17 protein-coding genes and 1 riboswitch are annotated in these 17,471 nt (G+C 72.0%); of the genes, 12 read left to right on the top strand and 5 right to left on the bottom strand.

From position 1 onward, the window contains the following. Positions 1–65: 65 nt before the first annotated feature. The 8 genes from AB0O29_RS29080 (at position 66) to AB0O29_RS29115 (ending at position 6,820) form a co-directional block, all read left to right on the top strand. Positions 66–953, top strand: a complete 888-nt coding sequence (locus tag AB0O29_RS29080; RefSeq protein WP_365157199.1) for a DUF881 domain-containing protein — start codon at positions 66–68, stop codon at positions 951–953. Then, positions 950–1,282: a small basic family protein gene (locus AB0O29_RS29085; protein ID WP_030010496.1), complete on the top strand. Its 333-nt coding sequence runs from the start codon at positions 950–952 to the stop codon at positions 1,280–1,282. The genes AB0O29_RS29080 and AB0O29_RS29085 overlap by 4 nt, the downstream gene beginning before the upstream one ends. Positions 1,283–1,287: 5 nt before the next feature. Beyond that, positions 1,288–2,112, top strand: coding sequence for a DUF881 domain-containing protein (locus AB0O29_RS29090; RefSeq protein ID WP_365157202.1), 825 nt, complete (start codon positions 1,288–1,290; stop codon positions 2,110–2,112). A gap of 130 nt (positions 2,113–2,242) precedes the next feature. Further along, positions 2,243–3,121: an FHA domain-containing protein gene (locus AB0O29_RS29095; protein WP_365157205.1), complete on the top strand. Its 879-nt coding sequence runs from the start codon at positions 2,243–2,245 to the stop codon at positions 3,119–3,121. 48 nt (positions 3,122–3,169) lie between these two features. Then, entirely contained in the window at positions 3,170–3,943 is a 774-nt protein-coding gene (locus tag AB0O29_RS29100; RefSeq protein ID WP_365157208.1) for a MerR family transcriptional regulator, read from the top strand. 63 nt (positions 3,944–4,006) lie between these two features. Beyond that, positions 4,007–4,480 carry a bifunctional nuclease family protein gene (locus tag AB0O29_RS29105; protein WP_007262890.1) on the top strand — a complete coding sequence of 158 codons (474 nt, stop codon included), beginning with the start codon at positions 4,007–4,009 and terminating at the stop codon, positions 4,478–4,480. Positions 4,481–4,676: 196 nt separating this feature from the next. After that, positions 4,677–5,315 (top strand): MerR family transcriptional regulator, encoded by a 639-nt coding sequence (locus AB0O29_RS29110; RefSeq protein ID WP_365157211.1) that lies wholly within the window; start codon positions 4,677–4,679, stop codon positions 5,313–5,315. 110 nt (positions 5,316–5,425) lie between these two features. Beyond that, positions 5,426–6,820, top strand: coding sequence for a DNA polymerase IV (locus tag AB0O29_RS29115; RefSeq protein WP_365157213.1), 1,395 nt, complete (start codon positions 5,426–5,428; stop codon positions 6,818–6,820). Positions 6,821–6,980: 160 nt separating this feature from the next. Here the strand turns inward: AB0O29_RS29115 and AB0O29_RS29120 are convergent, their stop codons facing one another. Then, positions 6,981–7,334, bottom strand: a complete 354-nt coding sequence (locus tag AB0O29_RS29120) for a PRC-barrel domain-containing protein (RefSeq protein WP_365157216.1) — start codon at positions 7,332–7,334, stop codon at positions 6,981–6,983. A gap of 112 nt (positions 7,335–7,446) precedes the next feature. Then, positions 7,447–7,545, top strand: a riboswitch (glycine riboswitch). Between the two features lie 194 nt (positions 7,546–7,739). Here AB0O29_RS29120 and gcvP point away from each other — a divergent pair. Next, entirely contained in the window at positions 7,740–10,625 is a 2,886-nt protein-coding gene (gene gcvP, locus AB0O29_RS29125; RefSeq protein WP_365157219.1) for an aminomethyl-transferring glycine dehydrogenase, read from the top strand. 118 nt (positions 10,626–10,743) lie between these two features. On the opposite strand, the gene AB0O29_RS29130 is transcribed toward gcvP, so the two are convergent. Next, complete coding sequence (locus AB0O29_RS29130) at positions 10,744–10,932, bottom strand: DUF5999 family protein (protein ID WP_042809437.1); 189 nt, start codon at positions 10,930–10,932, stop codon at positions 10,744–10,746. A gap of 352 nt (positions 10,933–11,284) precedes the next feature. Further along, entirely contained in the window at positions 11,285–11,905 is a 621-nt protein-coding gene (locus AB0O29_RS29135) for a hypothetical protein (protein ID WP_365157222.1), read from the bottom strand. Positions 11,906–12,400: 495 nt separating this feature from the next. Here AB0O29_RS29135 and AB0O29_RS29140 point away from each other — a divergent pair, with 495 nt between their 5' ends. Both AB0O29_RS29140 and AB0O29_RS29145 read left to right on the top strand, forming a co-directional pair. Then, a complete protein-coding gene (locus AB0O29_RS29140; protein ID WP_365157225.1) occupies positions 12,401–13,936 on the top strand; it encodes a glutamate-cysteine ligase family protein in 1,536 nt (511 codons plus the stop codon). Positions 13,937–14,064: 128 nt separating this feature from the next. Continuing rightward, entirely contained in the window at positions 14,065–14,865 is an 801-nt protein-coding gene (locus AB0O29_RS29145; protein WP_365157228.1) for a CPBP family intramembrane glutamic endopeptidase, read from the top strand. Between the two features lie 4 nt (positions 14,866–14,869). Here AB0O29_RS29145 and AB0O29_RS29150 read toward each other — a convergent pair whose 3' ends face one another. Continuing rightward, positions 14,870–15,688 (bottom strand): PhzF family phenazine biosynthesis protein, encoded by an 819-nt coding sequence (locus tag AB0O29_RS29150; RefSeq protein WP_365157231.1) that lies wholly within the window; start codon positions 15,686–15,688, stop codon positions 14,870–14,872. Positions 15,689–15,772: 84 nt separating this feature from the next. Next, the gene (locus tag AB0O29_RS29155) at positions 15,773–16,531 is read right to left on the bottom strand and encodes a hypothetical protein (RefSeq protein WP_365157234.1); all 759 of its coding nucleotides are present in this window, start codon (positions 16,529–16,531) and stop codon (positions 15,773–15,775) included. Between the two features lie 238 nt (positions 16,532–16,769). On the opposite strand from AB0O29_RS29155, the gene AB0O29_RS29160 reads away from it, so the two are divergent. Further along, on the top strand, positions 16,770–17,384 hold the full coding sequence (locus tag AB0O29_RS29160) for a PadR family transcriptional regulator (protein WP_365157237.1): 615 nt from the start codon (positions 16,770–16,772) through the stop codon (positions 17,382–17,384). The last annotated feature ends 87 nt before the right edge of the window (positions 17,385–17,471 follow it).

Genomic DNA, 17,471 nt, shown 5'->3' on the forward strand with positions numbered 1-17,471 from the left:
AAGTGCCGGTAATCATGAAACGGCAAAACCCATGCGGAATTTGCACAGCGCGGCTTGCCGGAGGAATGTGCCGGAGCGCCCATCCGGCCACACCGCCCGCGCGCCCGGACGCGTCCATGTCGCTGCTGACCCACGTGATGGACCACAGCCTCGACGAGGGCTATGCGGAAGCCTCGGCCCGGCGGGCGCAGGACGGTACGGCGGGGCTGCCGCGGACGCTCAAGGCCAAGCTGGCGCTCGCCGCCGGGCTCGTGCTCGCGGCCGCGGTCGTCACCCTGGGTGCGGCGCAGGCCCGGGTGGCGGCGCCGGTGCTGGCCAAGGAGCGCCAGGAGCTGATCGACCGGGTCGAGCGGGCCGACCGGCACGCCGACACCCTGGAGCGGGACGTCGAGCGGCTGCGGACCGAGGTCGCCGACCGCCAGCGCGAGGCCCTGAAGCAGCCGGGCGGCCGCCAGGCCCAGCTCACGGCGCTGCTCTCGGGTGCAACCGAAGTGCACGGTCCCGGCGTCAAGCTTGTGGTGGACGATGCCAAGGGGTCCTCGTCGGGCGGCGGAGGCGGCCCGCGCGAGAGCGCCGGGTTCTCGGACACCGGGCGGGTGCGCGACCGGGACATGCAGCGCATCGTCAACGGGCTCTGGCAGTCCGGGGCGGAGGCCGTCTCGATCAACGGACAGCGGCTGACGGCGCTGTCGGCGATCAGAGCGGCCGGTGACGCGATACTGGTGGACAACAGGCCGCTGGTGCCGCCGTACGAGGTCCTCGCGATCGGGGACAAGAAACGGCTCGGCACCGTGTTCCAGGACTCCGTGGACGGGCAGTACCTGCACGTGCTGCAGGAGAGCTACGGGATCCGTTACAGCCTGTCCCCGGTGGACGAGGTGAAGCTGCCGGCCGCGTCGAGCCTGACCGTGCGGACGGCTACAGCAGAAGAGCCGAAGAAGGGTGCGTCGTGATCGCGGTACTGGGCCTCCTGGCGGGAGTGGTGGCCGGACTTCTGGTCCGCCCCGAAGTGCCGGCCGTGGTGGAGCCTTATCTGCCGATCGCCGTGGTGGCGGCCCTGGACGCGGTGTTCGGCGGTCTGCGCGCGATGCTGGACGGGATCTTCGTGGACAAGGTCTTCGTGGTGTCCTTCCTGTCGAACGTGGTCGTCGCCGCCCTGATCGTCTTCCTCGGCGACAAGCTGGGCGTCGGCTCGCAGCTGTCGACCGGTGTGGTCGTCGTCCTCGGCATCCGGATCTTCTCCAACGCGGCGGCCATCCGCCGGCACGTCTTCCGGGCGTGACGCCGATGAGTACGGACGACACCCCGCAGAAGGACCCGGTGCCCGGCCCGGTACCCGATCCGGCACCCGGCCCGGCACCCGGTCCCGCACCCGGCCCGGCCCCGGAGCAGACCGGGCGGCAGCGGCTGGCGGCGGGCCTGTGGCCGCCGCGGTTCAGCCGCGCCCAACTGATCGTCGCGCTGCTGCTGTTCGTCCTGGGCCTCGGGCTCGCGATCCAGGTACGGTCCAACAGCGACTCCAGCGCACCCCTGCGCGGTGCCCGCCAGGAGGACCTGGTGCGGATCCTGGACGAGCTGGACGGGCGCACCAAGCGCCTGGAGGACGAGAAGCAGAAGCTGGACGACCAGCGCAAGGAGCTCCAGAGCAGCTCCAACCAGGCCGAGGAGGCCCGCAAGCAGACGCTGGAGCGGGAGCGCCAACTGGGCATCCTGGCCGGTACGGTGGCGGCACAGGGTCCCGGGATCACGCTGAAGATCACCGACGCCAAGGGCCAGGTGCGCTCCGACCAGCTGCTGGACACCCTCCAGGAGCTGCGGGCCGCCGGGGCAGAGGCGATCCAGATCAACGGCGTGCGCGTCGTGGCCGGGTCGTACTTCTCCGACGAGGGCGGCGGGGTCGCGATCGACGGTAAGAAGATCACACAGCCCTACGAGTTCAAGGTGATCGGCAAACCGCAGGATCTGGAGCCGGCGCTCAACATTCCGGGCGGCGTCGTACAGACCATGGAGAAGGAACAGGCGACGGTCGCCGTCACACGGTCGGCGAAGATCGTTGTGGATGCCTTGCGGGCTGCGAAGCAGCCTGACTACGCTCGGTCGTCATCGCCGTGAGACGGGGCGCAGCGAGGAGGGTCCCACGCGGGCTGACGCCTGCGGGGGGTCGACGCACCGAAGTCGCGGTGTGTGGTGGAAACTGTCTGGTGGTTACGGACGTTGTCAGAATGTCCGGGTCGGCAGGTGTATGTATGCGGAGTTCGTCCTGCCCCACGGGCGGGTCTGTTTCGGTCAAGGGGAATCGCCCGTGAAGTTGTTTGAGAAGTTGTTCGGCAAGAAGAACCGCGAGGAAAGCGGTACGGCACGTCACCGTGCGGGGCACGGCGAGGGAGAGGGCCAGGGAGACCGGCCGCTCTTCCGTGACGAGGTGGCCGGCCCCGGAGGCGGCGCGTCGTCCGGCGACCCCGCGGCCGCGGGGCGCATAGGTTTCGGAGAGGCGCCGACCTCCGGTACGGATGGCGGGTTCGCCCCCGACCCGTACGCCACCAACGTCTCCGCGGGCCAGCCGCGGCGCGAGGAGCCGTCCATGTCGGCCGAGCTGGTGTGCGGCAGGTGCGGGCACCGCAGCGGTGCGGCGAGCCGTTTCTGCTCCAACTGCGGGGCGCCGCTGCGGCCGGGTCTGACGCCGGAGCGTGCCTCGGAGACCACGTCCACCATCTCGATCTCGGGCCTGGAGGCCTATGAGGCCGAGGCGACCGGACAGCACGTCTCGCCCTCGCTCTCGCCCGAGGCCCAGGCCGCGGTGGAGGCGCTGCCCCCCGGTTCCGCCCTGCTCATCGTGCGGCGCGGACCCAACTCCGGCAGCCGCTTCCTGCTCGACGGCGAGCTGACCACGGCGGGCCGCCACCCGCAGAGCGACATCTTCCTGGACGACGTCACCGTCTCCCGGCTGCACGTCGAGTTCCGCCGCGGCCCCGAGGGCGGCTTCACCGTCGCCGACGTGGGCAGCCTCAACGGCACGTACGTGAACCGCGAGCCGATCGACTCGGTCGCCCTGCACAACGGCGACGAGGTGCAGATCGGCAAGTACCGGCTGGTCTTCTACGCCAGCCTGCGGGGCGTCTGACCCCCACCCCCGGAGATCCTCCGGGGGGACCTCCGGAGGGAAGGTCCCATGCTGCGCACCCCGACCGGCGGCGCCCCGAAGAAGGGCGCCGCCGGCACCGCCGGCTCGGCCGGGCAGCTGGTGAGCATCGGCACGGTGCTCACCACGCTGCGCGACGAGTTCCCCGAAGTGACGATCTCGAAGATCAGGTTCCTGGAGGCCGAGGGGCTCGTCGAGCCCCGGCGCACGCCTTCCGGATACCGCAAGTTCAGTACGGACGACGTCGAGCGGCTGGCGCGGATCCTGCGCCTCCAGCGCGACCACTACCTGCCGCTGAAGGTCATCCGCGAGCAGCTCGACGCCCTCGACAGGGGCGAGCAGGTCCGCATTCCGGCTCCGGCCGCGCACGGCGAGTCCGTGGAGGGCGGTGCGCGGACCGCCGGGTACGGGGAGGCGGACGCGGAGCGGCCGACCGTGGGCCGCGTCGGGCGGGCCGAGCTGATCGCGGCCGCCGAGGTGGACGAGGCCCAGCTCGGCGAGTGGGAGTCGTACGGGCTCGTCGCCGAGGAGCCGGGCGGCGGGTTCGACGCCGAGGCCGTCACCGTCGCCCGCTTGATCGCCGATCTCGGCCGGTTCGGGCTCGAACCGCGCCACCTGCGGGCCGTGAAGGCGGCGGCCGACCGGGAGGCGGGCCTGGTGGAGCAGCTGGTCGCGCCGCTGCGCCGGCACCGCAATCCGCAGACCAGGACGCACGCCGAGGCCACGATGAAGGAGCTCGCGGGGCTCTCCGTACGGCTCCACGAGGCCTTCGTGGAGGCCGCTCTCGGGGTCCGGCTGCACTGAACGCGCACGTCTCGGCCGGGCCCCGACTACCCAAACCTGCCGGGCAGGTCCTAGGGTTGCTGTGTGAACGAGCTCGACGTTGTGGGTGTCCGGGTGGAAATGCCCTCCAACCAGCCGATCGTGCTCCTGCGTGAAGTGGGAGGCGACCGGTACCTCCCCATCTGGATCGGTCCTGGGGAGGCGACCGCCATTGCCTTCGCGCAGCAGGGGATGGCCCCTGCCAGGCCGCTGACGCACGACCTGTTCAAGGACGTGCTGGAAGCGGTGGGCGAGGAGCTGACCGAGGTCCGGATCACGGATCTGCGGGAGGGCGTCTTCTATGCCGAGCTGGTCTTCGCCAGCGGTGTCGAGGTGAGCGCGCGGCCTTCCGACGCCATAGCGCTGGCCCTGCGCACGGGGACGCCGATCTACGGCAGTGACGGCGTGCTGGACGACGCCGGAATCGCCATTCCCGACGAGCAGGAGGACGAGGTGGAGAAGTTCCGCGAGTTCCTCGACCAGATCTCTCCCGAGGACTTCGGGACGGGCCCGCAGTAGGGCCGGAAACGATCGCGGCGCGGGCCGCGTCGTCCACCGGGAACTTTCAGCCCATTCGAGTAGCCTTTCCCCGCAATGGGGTACGGGAAACCACTCTCAGGGTGATTATCACTCGGCGTGCCGAGTGTGGCGATCGTTGACGCACCCCGGGTCACTGCCTACCTTCAAGGTGGCAGGTCAAGGACGGAGGGTCGGCGTGAGGATCACGGGCGACGGTACGACCGGGGGAGTCCCCGTACGGAGTGACGGTGGACCGTCCCCGCTGCTCGGCGGCGGGGCGGGTGCCGCGCACCGTCAGCCGGCGTCGACGCCGGTCGGACCGGTGAACGACGCCCCGGGTCCCGAGCAGGTCGGCTACCGCGGACCGACGGCCTGCGCCGCCGCCGGGATCACCTACCGGCAGCTGGACTACTGGGCGCGCACCGGGCTGGTGGAGCCCAGCGTGCGGCCCGCTTACGGGTCGGGGACCCAGCGGCTGTACAGCTTCCGCGACGTCGTCGTCCTCAAGATCGTGAAGCGCTTCCTGGACACCGGGGTGGCCCTCCAGAACATCCGCACCGCCGTCCAGCACCTGCGCGGCCGGGACTTCTCGGACCTGGAGCGCATGACGCTGATGAGCGACGGCGCGACCGTGTACGAGTGCACCTCCCCCGACCAGGTCGTGAGCCTGCTCCAGGGCGGCCAGGGCGTCTTCGGCATCGCGGTGGGCGTGGTCTGGCGGGACGTGGAGAACGCCCTGTCGCAGCTGCACGGGGAGCGCGTGGACACGGGCGAGACCGTGGTGGGCCACAACCCGGCCGACGAGCTCGCCGCCCGCCGCAACCGGGCGGGCTGACGCCCGGGCCCACGGCCGGCGGGCGCGGCGGCGCCGCCGGCGGGCACGGCGGCCGGGCGCGGGCGCGGGAGATCACCGCGTTGTCAGTGGCATAGGGCAGCATCGGTGCCGTGAGAACCGCCCCGACCATCCTGCATCTGGACATGGACGCCTTCTACGCCTCGGTGGAACAGGCGTCGAAGCCCAGTCTGCGCGGGAAGGCCGTGATCGTCGGGGGGCTCGGCCCGCGCGGGGTGGTCGCCACCGCCTCGTACGAGGCCCGCCGTTTCGGGGTGCATTCGGCGATGCCCACCGCCCAGGCCCGCCGGCTCTGCCCCAACGGCGCGTACCTGATCCCGCGCTTCCTGCTCTACCGCGAGGTCAGCGAGGCCGTCATGGGCCTGCTGCGCGAGCTGTCCCCGCTGGTGGAGCCGCTCAGCCTGGACGAGGCCTTCGTGGACCTGGAGGCGGGCGGCACGGCCTTCGACTCCGCGAGCGCCCGCGCCGCGGGGGAGCGGCTGCGGGCCGACATCGCGGCCGCCACCGGGCTCAGCGGCTCGGTCGGCCTGGCCGGGTCGAAGATGCTGGCGAAGGTGGCCTCCGAGGAGGCCAAGCCGGACGGGCTGCTGCTGATCGAGCCGGGGACCGAGCGGGAGCTGCTCGCCCCGATGTCGGTGCGGACCCTGCCCGGGGTGGGGCCGGCCACCGGGGAGCACCTGCGCCGGGCCGGGATCACCACCGTGGGGGAGCTGGCCGAGGCCGGCGAGGACGAGCTGGTGCGGATGGTGGGGAAGGCGCACGGGGTCGGCCTGTACCGGATGGCCCTGGGGCTGGACGACCGGCCGGTGGTCGCGGAGCGGGACGCGAAGTCGGTGTCGGTCGAGGACACCTTCGACGTGGACCTGCACGACCGCGTGCGGATCCGCTACGAGGTGCAGCGGCTGGCCGACCGGTGCGTGGGCCGGCTGCGGGCCTCGGGGCACTCGGGGCGGACCATCGTCCTGAAGGTGCGCCGCTACGACTTCTCCACCCTCACCCGCTCCGAGACCCTGCGCGGGCCCACCGACGATCCGGCGGTGGTGCGGGAGGCGGCCGCGCGGCTGCTGGAGGGCGTGGACACCACCGGCGGGGTGCGGCTGCTGGGGGTCGGGGTGACCGGGCTCGCGGACTACACCCAGGAGGACCTCTTCGCCCAGGCGCTCGGCGCGGCGGGGCGGGAGCCGGACGGGGTCCCGGAGCCGGAGGGGGCCGCCGGGGCTCCCGGGACTCCCGGGACGGCCGAGGCAGCCGTCCCGGTGGCCGCGGAGGACCCGCCGGCCGCCGCCGCGCGGCACTGGCCCGCCGGCAGCGACGTCCGGCACGCGGTGTACGGGCCCGGGTGGGTGCAGGGCAGCGGGGTCGGGCGGGTGACCGTCCGCTTCGAGCAGCCGGGATCACCGCCCGGCCGGGTCCGTACCTTCCTGCTGGACGACCCCGAACTGGAGGCCTCCGACCCGCTGCCCCTCGTGGGGCGGGCGGCGGCCTAGGTCGTCTCTTTCGGGTCTTGCCGGTGAAGCCCGCGTCGTCCGGTGCCGTGCATCGGCGCGTTGGCGGGGCGCCGTTGTACTGGACGTACTTGGTGCCCCGCCAAGGCGGCGAGGTGCGGTGCCGGGCGGCGCGGGCCAGGCAAGATCCGGAAGAGACGGCCTAGCCGTTGTCCGCCGGGGGGAGGTGGAATTCGGCGGGCAGGGACACGTCCAGGCCGTAGTGGTGGTAGAGCTGGAGTTCCTGTTCGGGGGAGAGGTGGCGGCCGACGCCGAAGTCGGGGGCGTCCTTGATCAGGGAGCGTTCGAACGGGACGCGCAGCACCTCTCCGACCACCTCGCTCGGCTCCAGCGGGACGAAGGCGTCCCGGCCGAACAGGCCGGTGCGGACCGCGGCCCACTCCGGGACACCCGTGGCGTCGTCCAGGTAGACCTCGTCCACGGTGCCGATCTTGGCCCCGTTCCGGTCGAACGCCTTGCGGCCGATCAGGCTGCGCGGATCGATGTCGGTCTGCACGGTCCCTCCACGTGGTCGCAGTCATCCGTAATGACTACAAAAGTGCATATTGAGATAGGGGGCCACTCGAGGGAGGGTCCAGATCCTCGCTGGTAGGCTGGGTGACGGCTGTTGACCCTGTGCGGGAGAGTCCTCCGAGTGAGTTCGACGGAGGCGCCGAAGGAGCAAATCCTCCCCGGAATCTCTCAGGCATACGTACCGCACGCGACGAGGCCACTCTGGAAAGCAGGAGCGGGTACCGGGCGCGCAGTGCCGGTCCCACTCCTCACCGACGGTGAAAGCCGGACGACGGGCGACCCCCACGACTCCGGTGAAGCTCTCAGGTTGAGATGACAGAGGGGGAGGCCGTCCGGGTGCCCGCGCCGTGGTGCCCCTCGCAGGTCATACGACCAGGAGGCCTCCGTAATGACCGCCAACCGCATTCCGCTCTCCCAGCTCGAGCGGGGCATCCCCTTCGAGCAGCGTCACATCGGCCCGGATGCCGAGGCGCAGGCGAAGATGCTCGCCCAGGTGGGCTACGGCTCCCTCGACGAGCTGACCGCCGCCGCGGTGCCGGATGTGATCAAGACCGCCGAAGCGCTGAACCTGCCCGAGGCGCGGACCGAGGCCGAGGTGCTCGCCGAGCTGCGTTCGCTCGCCGACCGCAACCAGGTCCTCTCGTCGATGATCGGCCTCGGCTACTACGGGACGTTCACGCCGCCGGTGATCCTGCGCAACGTCATGGAGAACCCGGCCTGGTACACGGCCTACACCCCGTACCAGCCGGAGATTTCCCAGGGCCGCCTCGAGGCGCTGCTGAACTTCCAGACGGTCGTCGCCGAGCTGACCGGCCTGCCGACCTCCGGCGCCTCCCTGCTCGACGAGGGCACCGCCGCCGCCGAGGCCATGACGCTGGCCCGCCGCGTGGGCAAGGTCAAGGGGAACGTCTTCCTCATCGACGCCGACGCGCTGCCGCAGACCGTCGCCGTGATCGAGACCCGCGCCGAGCCGATCGGCATCGAGGTCGTCGTCGCGGACCTCTCCGAGGGCATCCCGGCCGAGATCGCCGAGCGCGGCGTCTACGGCGTGCTCCTCCAGTACCCGGGCGCCTCCGGCGCCGTGCGCGACATCAAGGCCGTCATCGACCAGGCCCACGAGCTCGGCGCGATCGTCACCGTCTCCGCCGACCTGCTCGCGCTGACGCTGTTGACCTCCCCGGGCTCCCTCGGCGCGGACATCGCGGTCGGCACCACCCAGCGCTTCGGCGTCCCGATGGGCTTCGGCGGCCCGCACGCCGGCTACATGGCCGTCCAGGCCAAGCACGCCCGCTCGCTGCCCGGCCGCCTCGTCGGCGTCTCCGTGGACGCGGACGGTAACAAGGCCTACCGCCTGGCCCTCCAGACCCGCGAGCAGCACATCCGCCGCGAGAAGGCCACCAGCAACATCTGCACCGCCCAGGTGCTGCTCGCCGTCATGGCCGGCATGTACGCCGTCTACCACGGCCCGGACGGCCTGCGGACGATCGCCCGCCGGACCCACCGCTACGCCGCGCTCCTCGCCGCGGGCCTGACGGCCGGCGGGGTCGAGCTGGTGCACGGCTCCTTCTTCGACACCGTCACCGCCCGGGTCCCCGGCAAGGCCGCCGAGGTCGTCGCCGCCGCCCGCGCCAACGGGGTCAACCTGTACCAGGCCGACGCCGACCACGTCTCGGCCTCCTGCGACGAGACCACCCTGCGCGCCGACATCGAGGCCGTCTGGGCCGCCTTCGGCGTCTCCGCGGACATCGAGGCCCTGGACGCCGCCACCGAGGACGCGCTGCCCGAGGGCCTGCTGCGCTCGGACGCGTACCTGACCCACCCGGTCTTCCACCAGCACCGCTCCGAGACCGCGATGCTGCGCTACCTGCGCAAGCTCTCGGACAAGGACTACGCGCTGGACCGCGGCATGATCCCGCTGGGCTCCTGCACCATGAAGCTCAACGCGACCACCGAGATGGAGCCGGTCACCTGGCCCGAGTTCGGCCAGCTGCACCCCTTCGCCCCGGTCGAGCAGGCGGGCGGCTACCTCACGCTCATCAGCGAGCTGGAGGAACGTCTCTGCGAGGTCACCGGCTACGACAAGGTCTCCATCCAGCCGAACGCCGGCTCCCAGGGCGAGCTCGCCGGCCTCCTGGCCGTGCGCGCCTACCACCGCGCGAACGGCGACGAGCAGCGCACCGTCTGTCTCATCCCGTCCTCCGCGCACGGCACCAACGCCGCGAGCGCCGTGATGGCCGGCATGAAGGTCGTCGTCGTCAAGACCGCCGACGACGGCGAGGTGGACACCGACGACCTGCGCGCCAAGATCGAGCAGCACCGCGACGAGCTGGCCGTGCTCATGATCACGTACCCCTCGACGCACGGTGTGTTCGAGGAGCACGTCGCCGACATCTGCGCCCAGGTGCACGAGGCCGGCGGCCAGGTCTACGTGGACGGCGCCAACCTGAACGCCCTGGTCGGCCTCGCCAAGCCGGGTCACTTCGGCGGCGACGTCTCGCACCTGAACCTGCACAAGACCTTCTGCATCCCGCACGGCGGCGGCGGCCCGGGCGTCGGCCCGGTCGGTGTCCGGGCGCACCTGGCCCCGTACCTGCCGAACCACCCGCTCCAGCCGACCGCCGGCCCGGAGACGGGCGTCGGCCCGATCTCGGCCGCGCCGTGGGGCTCGGCGGGCATCCTGCCGATCTCCTGGTCGTACGTGCGCCTGATGGGCGGCGAGGGCCTCAAGCGCGCCACCCAGGTGGCGGTGCTCGGCGCCAACTACATCGCCAAGCGCCTGGAGCCGCACTACCCGGTGCTCTACACCGGCCCGGGCGACCTGGTCGCGCACGAGTGCATCATCGACCTGCGCCCGCTGTCGAAGGAGACGGGCGTCAGCGTCGACGACATCGCCAAGCGCCTGATCGACTACGGCTTCCACGCCCCGACGATGTCCTTCCCGGTCGCCGGCACGCTGATGATCGAGCCGACGGAGTCCGAGGACCTCGCCGAGATCGACCGCTTCTGCGACGCGATGATCGCCATCCGCGCCGAGATCGAGCGGGTCGCGGGCGGCGAGTGGCCGGCGGACGACAACCCGCTGGCCAACGCCCCGCACACGGCGGCGGCCCTGGGCGGCGAGTGGAACCACGCGTACACCCGCGACGAGGCCGTCTTCCCCGGCGGGGTCTCCGCCGCCGAGAAGTACTGGCCGCCGGTGCGCCGGATCGACGGCGCCTTCGGCGACCGCAACCTGGTGTGCTCCTGCCCGCCGCTGGACGAGTACGACAACTGATCGCCCGGGCCCGGCCGTCCCCTGAGGGGCGGCCGGTGCCACGCTGAAGGGGCCGGTCCCGGAGCTTTCCGCTCCGGGGCCGGCCCCTTCGTGCGTTCCGTGCGTGCGCGGTGCGCGCTCAGGCCGCCGCGAGCGGGCGGTGCGGAGCGATGATCTTGCCGTCCGGCAGCAGCTCACCGGTGTCCTCGAAGAGCAGGACGCCGTTGCACAGCAGGCTCCAGCCCTGCTCCGGGTGGTTGGCCACCGGGCGCGCGGCCTCCCGGTCGGCGGACTCTGATGACGGGCAGGCAGGCTGGTGCTGGCACATGGATGCGTTCTTTCGCTGCGGTGTGGTCTGTTCGCTACGGCTCGATGCGTGATTCATGGCCGTCCCCCTGGGTCGTCCCCGCACCTGCGGGGAGGATGTCCTCAGTCTTCCCCCACGGAGGCCGCTTCGCAGGGATTTCCCCGCAGCAGTCCTCATGGATTGAGGACGCATCACTCGTGCGGGCGGTTCAAGCCAACTGCCCCGTCCTTTCGGATGGTTCGCAACTGGTCCCGGAGGACTAGGCCGAATGGGCAATGCGGGTGAGCCGCCGATCCGGGCCGCCAGACCGGGCCCGGGCGTGCCGCCGGCGCGGCCCGGATCGCGGGCCGCGCCGTGGGCCGGAGCGGGCGATTCAGGCCGCGGGTGCCGCCAGGGTGGGCGGGACGGGCGGGGCGGCCGGGGTCAGCCGGTGGGTCAGCACGGGCAGCAGCTCAGATACGGGGTGCGGGCGGTAGGGGGCGATCCCGGGCGGGGCCGGGGCCAGCGGCACCAGCAGGTCGGCGGCGGCGGGCAGGCCGGCGGCGGCGTCGGCGCCGACCGCCCCGTGCAGCCAAAGGGTCAGCATGTACAGCTCCGGTACGGACAGCAGGCGGGGCTGGTAGCTCTTGCCGAGCTGCTCCGCCTGGCGCAGGGCGCGCTCGGTGGCGGCGACGTAGGGGCCCTCGAAGAAGTGCGAGAAGGCCCAGCCGTCCGGGGTGAGGCGGGTGTCGGCCGCCGCCACGAAGCGGTCGCCGCTGCGGATCAGGAACCGCCAGGCGGTGAGGCGGGTACGGGGCGGCCTGCCGCCGGCCGCGCGGCCGGACATGCTCAGGCGGTCGAGCACGTGGACCGGAAGGGGGAGCTCGGCGGTCATCGGACCCTGGACCGCGCGCAGGGCGGGGGTGTGTGCCTCGTGGACGGCGGTGGGAGAACCGAGTGCCGCGAGGACGCTGCGCAGGGCGGGCGCGGGGGCCGGGGGGACATGCAGCGGCATGGTGGGTCGCCTCTCACTTGGGAGACCTGTGGTGCAGGGGAAGGTGCGGACGGCGCTGTCGCATTCTGGGGTCAGAGGTGGGCATTGGGGCAATGGCCGCGCGCCAACTCTCTGCCTCGTTTGCGGAGTTTATACGACATGTGTTCACACAGTGTTTCGGCTAGCTGTCCCGCCTATTGCCGACAAGGCGCTTACCGGTCCCGCTGTCAGAGTATTCATGCCGTTCGCGCATGAAGAAACCGCGCTGACCTCGGAGGTTACCGGACAGGGGCTCGGCTGGAAAGTGCCGGTAATCATGAAACGGCAAAACCCATGCGGAATTTGCACAGCGCGGCTTGCCGGAGGAATGTGCCGGAGCGCCCATCCGGCCACACCGGCGCGCGCTCCCCGCCAAGCCGCTCCCCGGCGCGTTATCGATCACGGCCCCTGGGCATCATCGACCGTAACGCGCGCCCGGGTGACCCGGGCCAGGCCCGCTCGAGGAGGGACGCTTCGATGGGGGAGAAGGTCGTGGCAGGCGGATTCGACCTGTCCGATCGGCATCGGTATCGGAGGAAGCTTCACGAGTGCCTGGAGGGACTGGAGCGGCTTCTGGCGGAGAAGAGGTTCGATCGCCCAAAGAACATGATGGGGCTGGAGATCGAGCTGAATCTCGCAGGTGCCGACGGTTTGCCGCGCATGGTGAATGCGCAGGTACTGGAGCGGATTGCGAGCCCCGATTTCCAGACCGAACTCGGAATGTTCAACCTGGAGGTGAACGTACTCCCGCACCGGCTCGACGGGCGGGTATTCGACCAGCTCGCCGAGGAGCTGAGCGCGGGCCTGCACTACGCCCACCGGCAGGCCGCGGAGATCGACGCCGGGGTGGTGATGATCGGCATCCTGCCGACGATCACCCGCGCCGACCTGGCGCTGGCCAACCTGTCGGCCGTGGACCGCTACTCGCTGCTCAACGAGCAGATCCTGATGATGCGCGGCGAGGACTTCCGGCTGGACATCGAGGGGGTCGAGCGGCTGACCTGGAGCACCGGGTCGATCGTGCCCGAGGCCGCCTGCACCTCCGTACAGCTGCACCTCCAGGTCACCCCGGCGCGGTTCTCCGACGTGTGGAACGCCGCCCAGGCGGTGACCGCCGTACAGATAGCGGTGGGGGCCAACTCGCCGTTCCTGTTCGGCCGGGAGCTGTGGCGCGAGTCGCGCCCGCCGCTGTTCACCCAGGCCACCGACACCCGGCCGCCCGAGCTCCAGGCCCAGGGGGTGCGGCCGCGCACCTGGTTCGGGGAGAAGTGGGTGGACTCGGTGTACGAGCTTTTCGCCGAGAACGTCCGCTTCTTCCCCTCCCTGCTGCCCATCTGCGACGAGGAGGAGCCGCTGCGGGTGCTCGCCGAGGGCGGGGTGCCCAGCCTCCAGGAACTGGTGCTGCACAACGGCACCGTCTACCGGTGGAACCGGCCCGTCTACGGGGTGGCCGACGGCATGCCCCACCTGCGGGTGGAGAACCGGGTGCTGCCGGCCGGGCCCACCGTCGCCGACGTCGTCGCCAACGCCGCCTTCTACTACGGGCTGGTGCGCACCCTCGCGGACGAGCAGCGCCCGGTGTGGACGCGGATGTCCTTCGCCGAGGCGGAGGCCAACTTCGACGCCGCCTGCCGGTACGGGATCGAGGCACGGCTGCGGTGGCCGCGCAAGGGGCGCTCCGGGGGACTGGCCAGCGTGCCGGCCGTGCGGCTGGTGCTGGACGAGCTGCTGCCGATGGCCGCCGCCGGGCTGGACGCCTGGGGCATCGAGCCCGCCGACCGGGACCTGTACCTGGGGATCATCGAGGAGCGGTGCCGGCGCCGGGTGAACGGGGCGACCTGGCAGGTGGACACGTACCACCGCGCGCTCGCGGGCGGGCTGGAGCGGGACGCGGCCCTGGCGGCCACCACCCGCCGCTACAGCGAGCTGATGCACCGGGGCGACCCGGTGCACACCTGGCCCGTCGGACTGGAGGAGCAGGAGGCGGACGCGCCCGCCGCCGTCCGCCGCTGACCGGCGGCCCGTCCGTCCGGTTCGACCCGCCCGCCCCCTCCGCCCCGTCCCGGTGCTCCCGTCCGGCCTCCGAGGAGGCAGTATGGGGTGGTCGGAGCGTGACGGACGGGGCAGGACGGGAGTCGGGCGTGCGGGCTGAGCCGGAGCCGGTGGTCGTGGAGCTCGGCGAGGACGGGCGGCGGGGTGTCCTGCGCACCGAGACGCTGCTCGTCCTCGCTCTGTCGCTGGGCGCGAGCGGGGTCTCGGCGCTGATCAGCTTCATCGGCTCGCTCACCAAGCCGGGCGGGCTCAAGGACCAGGCCGCCACCCTGAACGGCTCCTACGCCCCCGGGCGGCCCTGGCTGGACCTGGCCTGGCAGCTCTTCGGGATCGCCTCCGCCCTGGTGCCGGTGCTGCTGGTGGCGCACCTGCTGACCCGCGAGGGCGCGCCCGGGCTGCGGGTGCTGGGCTTCGACCGGACCCGCCCCGGCCCGGACCTGGCCCGGGGCGCGCTGGTGGCCGCCGGCATCGGGAGCGCGGGGCTCGCCTTCTACCTGGCGGCCCGCGCGACCGGCTTCAACCTGACGGTGGTGCCGGAGGCGCTGCCCGACGTGTGGTGGAAGTTCCCGGTGCTGATCCTCTCCGCGGTGCAGAACTCCGTGGTGGAGGAGGTCATCGTGCTGGCCTACCTGCTGCGCAGGCTCGGCCAGCTGGGTTGGTCGCCGACGGCCGCGCTGCTGGCCAGCTCCCTGCTGCGCGGCTCGTACCACCTCTACCAGGGCATCGGCGGATTCCTCGGCAACGTGGTGATGGGCGTCGTCTTCGTCCTCGCCTACCGGCGCTGGGGCCGGGTCGGTCCGCTGGTCGTCGCGCACGCGCTGCTCGACATCGTGGCCTTCGGCGGGTACGCGCTGCTCGCCGGCAAGGTCGGCTGGCTGCCGACGCCCTGATCCGTCACGGCGAGGCGTGCAGCTCGCCGTCGATGACCGTGACCGCGTGGCCCGTCAGGAGGGTGCGCTCGCCCTTGAGGCGGACCCGGACCAGGCCGCGCCTGGCCCCGCCCTGGAGGCCGGTCATCTCGGTGCGGCCCGTGCGCGCCGCCCAGAACGGGGCGAGGGCGGTGTGCGCGCTGCCGGTGACCGGGTCCTCGTCGATGCCGAGGGCGGGGAAGAAGCCGCGGCTGACGAAGTCGTAGCCGCGGGAGGGGTCCTCGGCCGGAGCCGTGACGATCACCCCGCGGCGGGAGTGGCCGCGCAGGGCCGCGAAGTCGGGGGCGAGCTCCCGTACGGTCCGCTCGTCGGCCAGCTCCACCACCAGGTCGCCGATGTGCGCGGAGGTGTCGTGCACCGACTTGATCTCCGCGCCGAGCGCGCGGGCGACCTCGGGGTCCGGGTCGACCGGGGTCAGGGAGGAGGTGGGGAAGTCCATGGTCACGGTGCCGTCCTCGGCGACCTCGGCCGTGAGGATGCCGCAGCGGGCGGTGAAGCGGATCAGGCCCTCGGCCAGGCCCGCGGTGGCCAGGGCGTGCGCGGTGGCGAGGGTGGCGTGGCCGCACATGTCGACCTCGGCCGCCGGGGTGAACCAGCGCAGCGCCCAGTCGGCGTCCCCGCCGGGCGGCAGCGGGTGGGCGAAGGCGGTCTCGGAGAGGTTGACCTCCGCGGCCACCTGCTGGAGCCAGGCGTCCGGGGGGAAGGGCCCGTCGAGGAGGAGGACCCCGGCGGGGTTGCCGTGGAAGGGGCGGTCGGTGAAGGCGTCGATGATTCGCAGGCGCATGGACCGACCGTAGGGCGCCCGCTCGGACCCGCGCCAAGGCCAATCCGGGATGACTGGCCTTGGTCCGGGCGCGGCGGGGGCGGGTCAGGTCCGGGACAGGGCCTTGGTGCCGGACAGGAGGGGGATGAGGGTGAAGTTCCCGTCCCCGGGGCCGCAGGTGGGGGCCGTGTCGACGGTGCCGGAGACCTTGGTCCCGGTGGTGAACCGGCCGTCGCGGGTCGTCGGCACCACCGTGGTGAAGTGGTCGTTGAACCCGTTCCGGCCGTAGTAGTAGACGCACTGCTGGAGGTTCACGTAGCGCCCGGCGGTCAGGTCCAGCACCTTGACGTCCGACAACAGGGGGACGAGGCGGTAGAGGCCCCGGCCGGGGCCGCAGTCCGGCGCGGTGTCCCGGGTGTCGGAGACGTTGGAACGGGCGGAGAACTCGCCGCCGCCGAGGTAGGCGACCGTGGTGACGTGGTCGCGCTGCGCGTCGGAGTAGTAGACGCACTGGTGCAGGTTCAGGTAGCGGCCGGCGTTGAGGTCGAGGGTGTCGAAGCCCGCCCACGGGTGGAGCGTCGAGAAGTTCCCGTCCCCGGAGCCGCAGGAGAGGCTCTGGTCCGCGGTGGCGGAGGTGTTCGTCCCGGACGCGAAGCGTCCGTCGCCGCTCGGTACCACGGTGGTGAAGAAGTCGCCGCCGAACGCGGTGGTGTACACGCACTGGTGGAGGTTGAGGTACCGCCCGGCCAGTGCTGAACGGTCCTCGGCGGTGGCCGTGGCCACCGGTCCCGGCAGTACGGAGAGCAGTGCGGCCGCGCCGGCCGCCGCGGCGAGCCACTTCCTGATCCGTCCCTGGTGGCGCACGGATGTCCCCTTTCGTCGGCTTCCCATGGTTTCGCGGGGCAAGAACAGCACGCGCGGGCGAGCGTCGCCTAGGAGTTCTGCCGCCGATCCACCCCAAAGGGTGCAGGTGGGGAGCGGTGTTGCCGCCTTCGCCCGGCCTTCGCTTGCGATAGTTTCCGATATATCGTTGACGCATCGCGATGGATCAGCGATAGTGGAACACGTCAAGGAAACACAGTCAGACGAAAGGAGCGCGGTGATGCGTTCACGCGGACAGCACGACCACGGACACGAGCACGGACGGGGTCACGGCCACTGCGGGCCGGACCGTCGGGAGGAGTTCAGGGGGCTGCGCGCGGCCTTCGGGCCGTTCGGCCCCGGCTTCGGCGGCGGGCCCTTCGGTGGAAGGGGCGGGCGCGGCGGCCCGCGGGGAAGGGCGAGGCGCGGCGACGTGCGGGCGTCCATCCTGGCGCTGCTCGCCGACCGGCCCATGCACGGCTACGAGATGATCCAGGAGATCGGCGAGCGCAGCGGCGGGGCGTGGAAGCCCAGCCCCGGCTCGGTCTACCCGACCCTGCAGATGCTCGAGGACGAGGGGCTGATCAGCAGCGCGAGCGAGGGCGGCAAGAAGCTGTTCACGCTCACCGACGCGGGCCGCGCCGAGGCCGAGTCGGGCCCGGACGCCCCCTGGGCGGATGCCGGGCGCGGCTTCGACTTCGAGGCGATGCACGAGATCCGTGCCGCCGGCGTCGGCCTGATGGAGGCCTTCGGGCAGGTCTTCAAGACCGGCACGCCCGAGCAGCGGGAGAAGGCCCTCGCCGTCATCAACGACGCCCGCAAGAAGCTCTACCTGATCCTGGCCGACGAGCTGTAGAGCTTCGCGGTGAGGTCCGCGGTCTGCTCCAGGGTGTAGCCGGGCTTCCCGGCGAGCAGGGCACCCGCGTCAGCGGCGTTGATCATG

The sequence above is a fragment of the Streptomyces sp. NPDC089915 genome, from assembly GCF_040684675.1.
Lineage (GTDB): Bacteria > Actinomycetota > Actinomycetes > Streptomycetales > Streptomycetaceae > Streptomyces.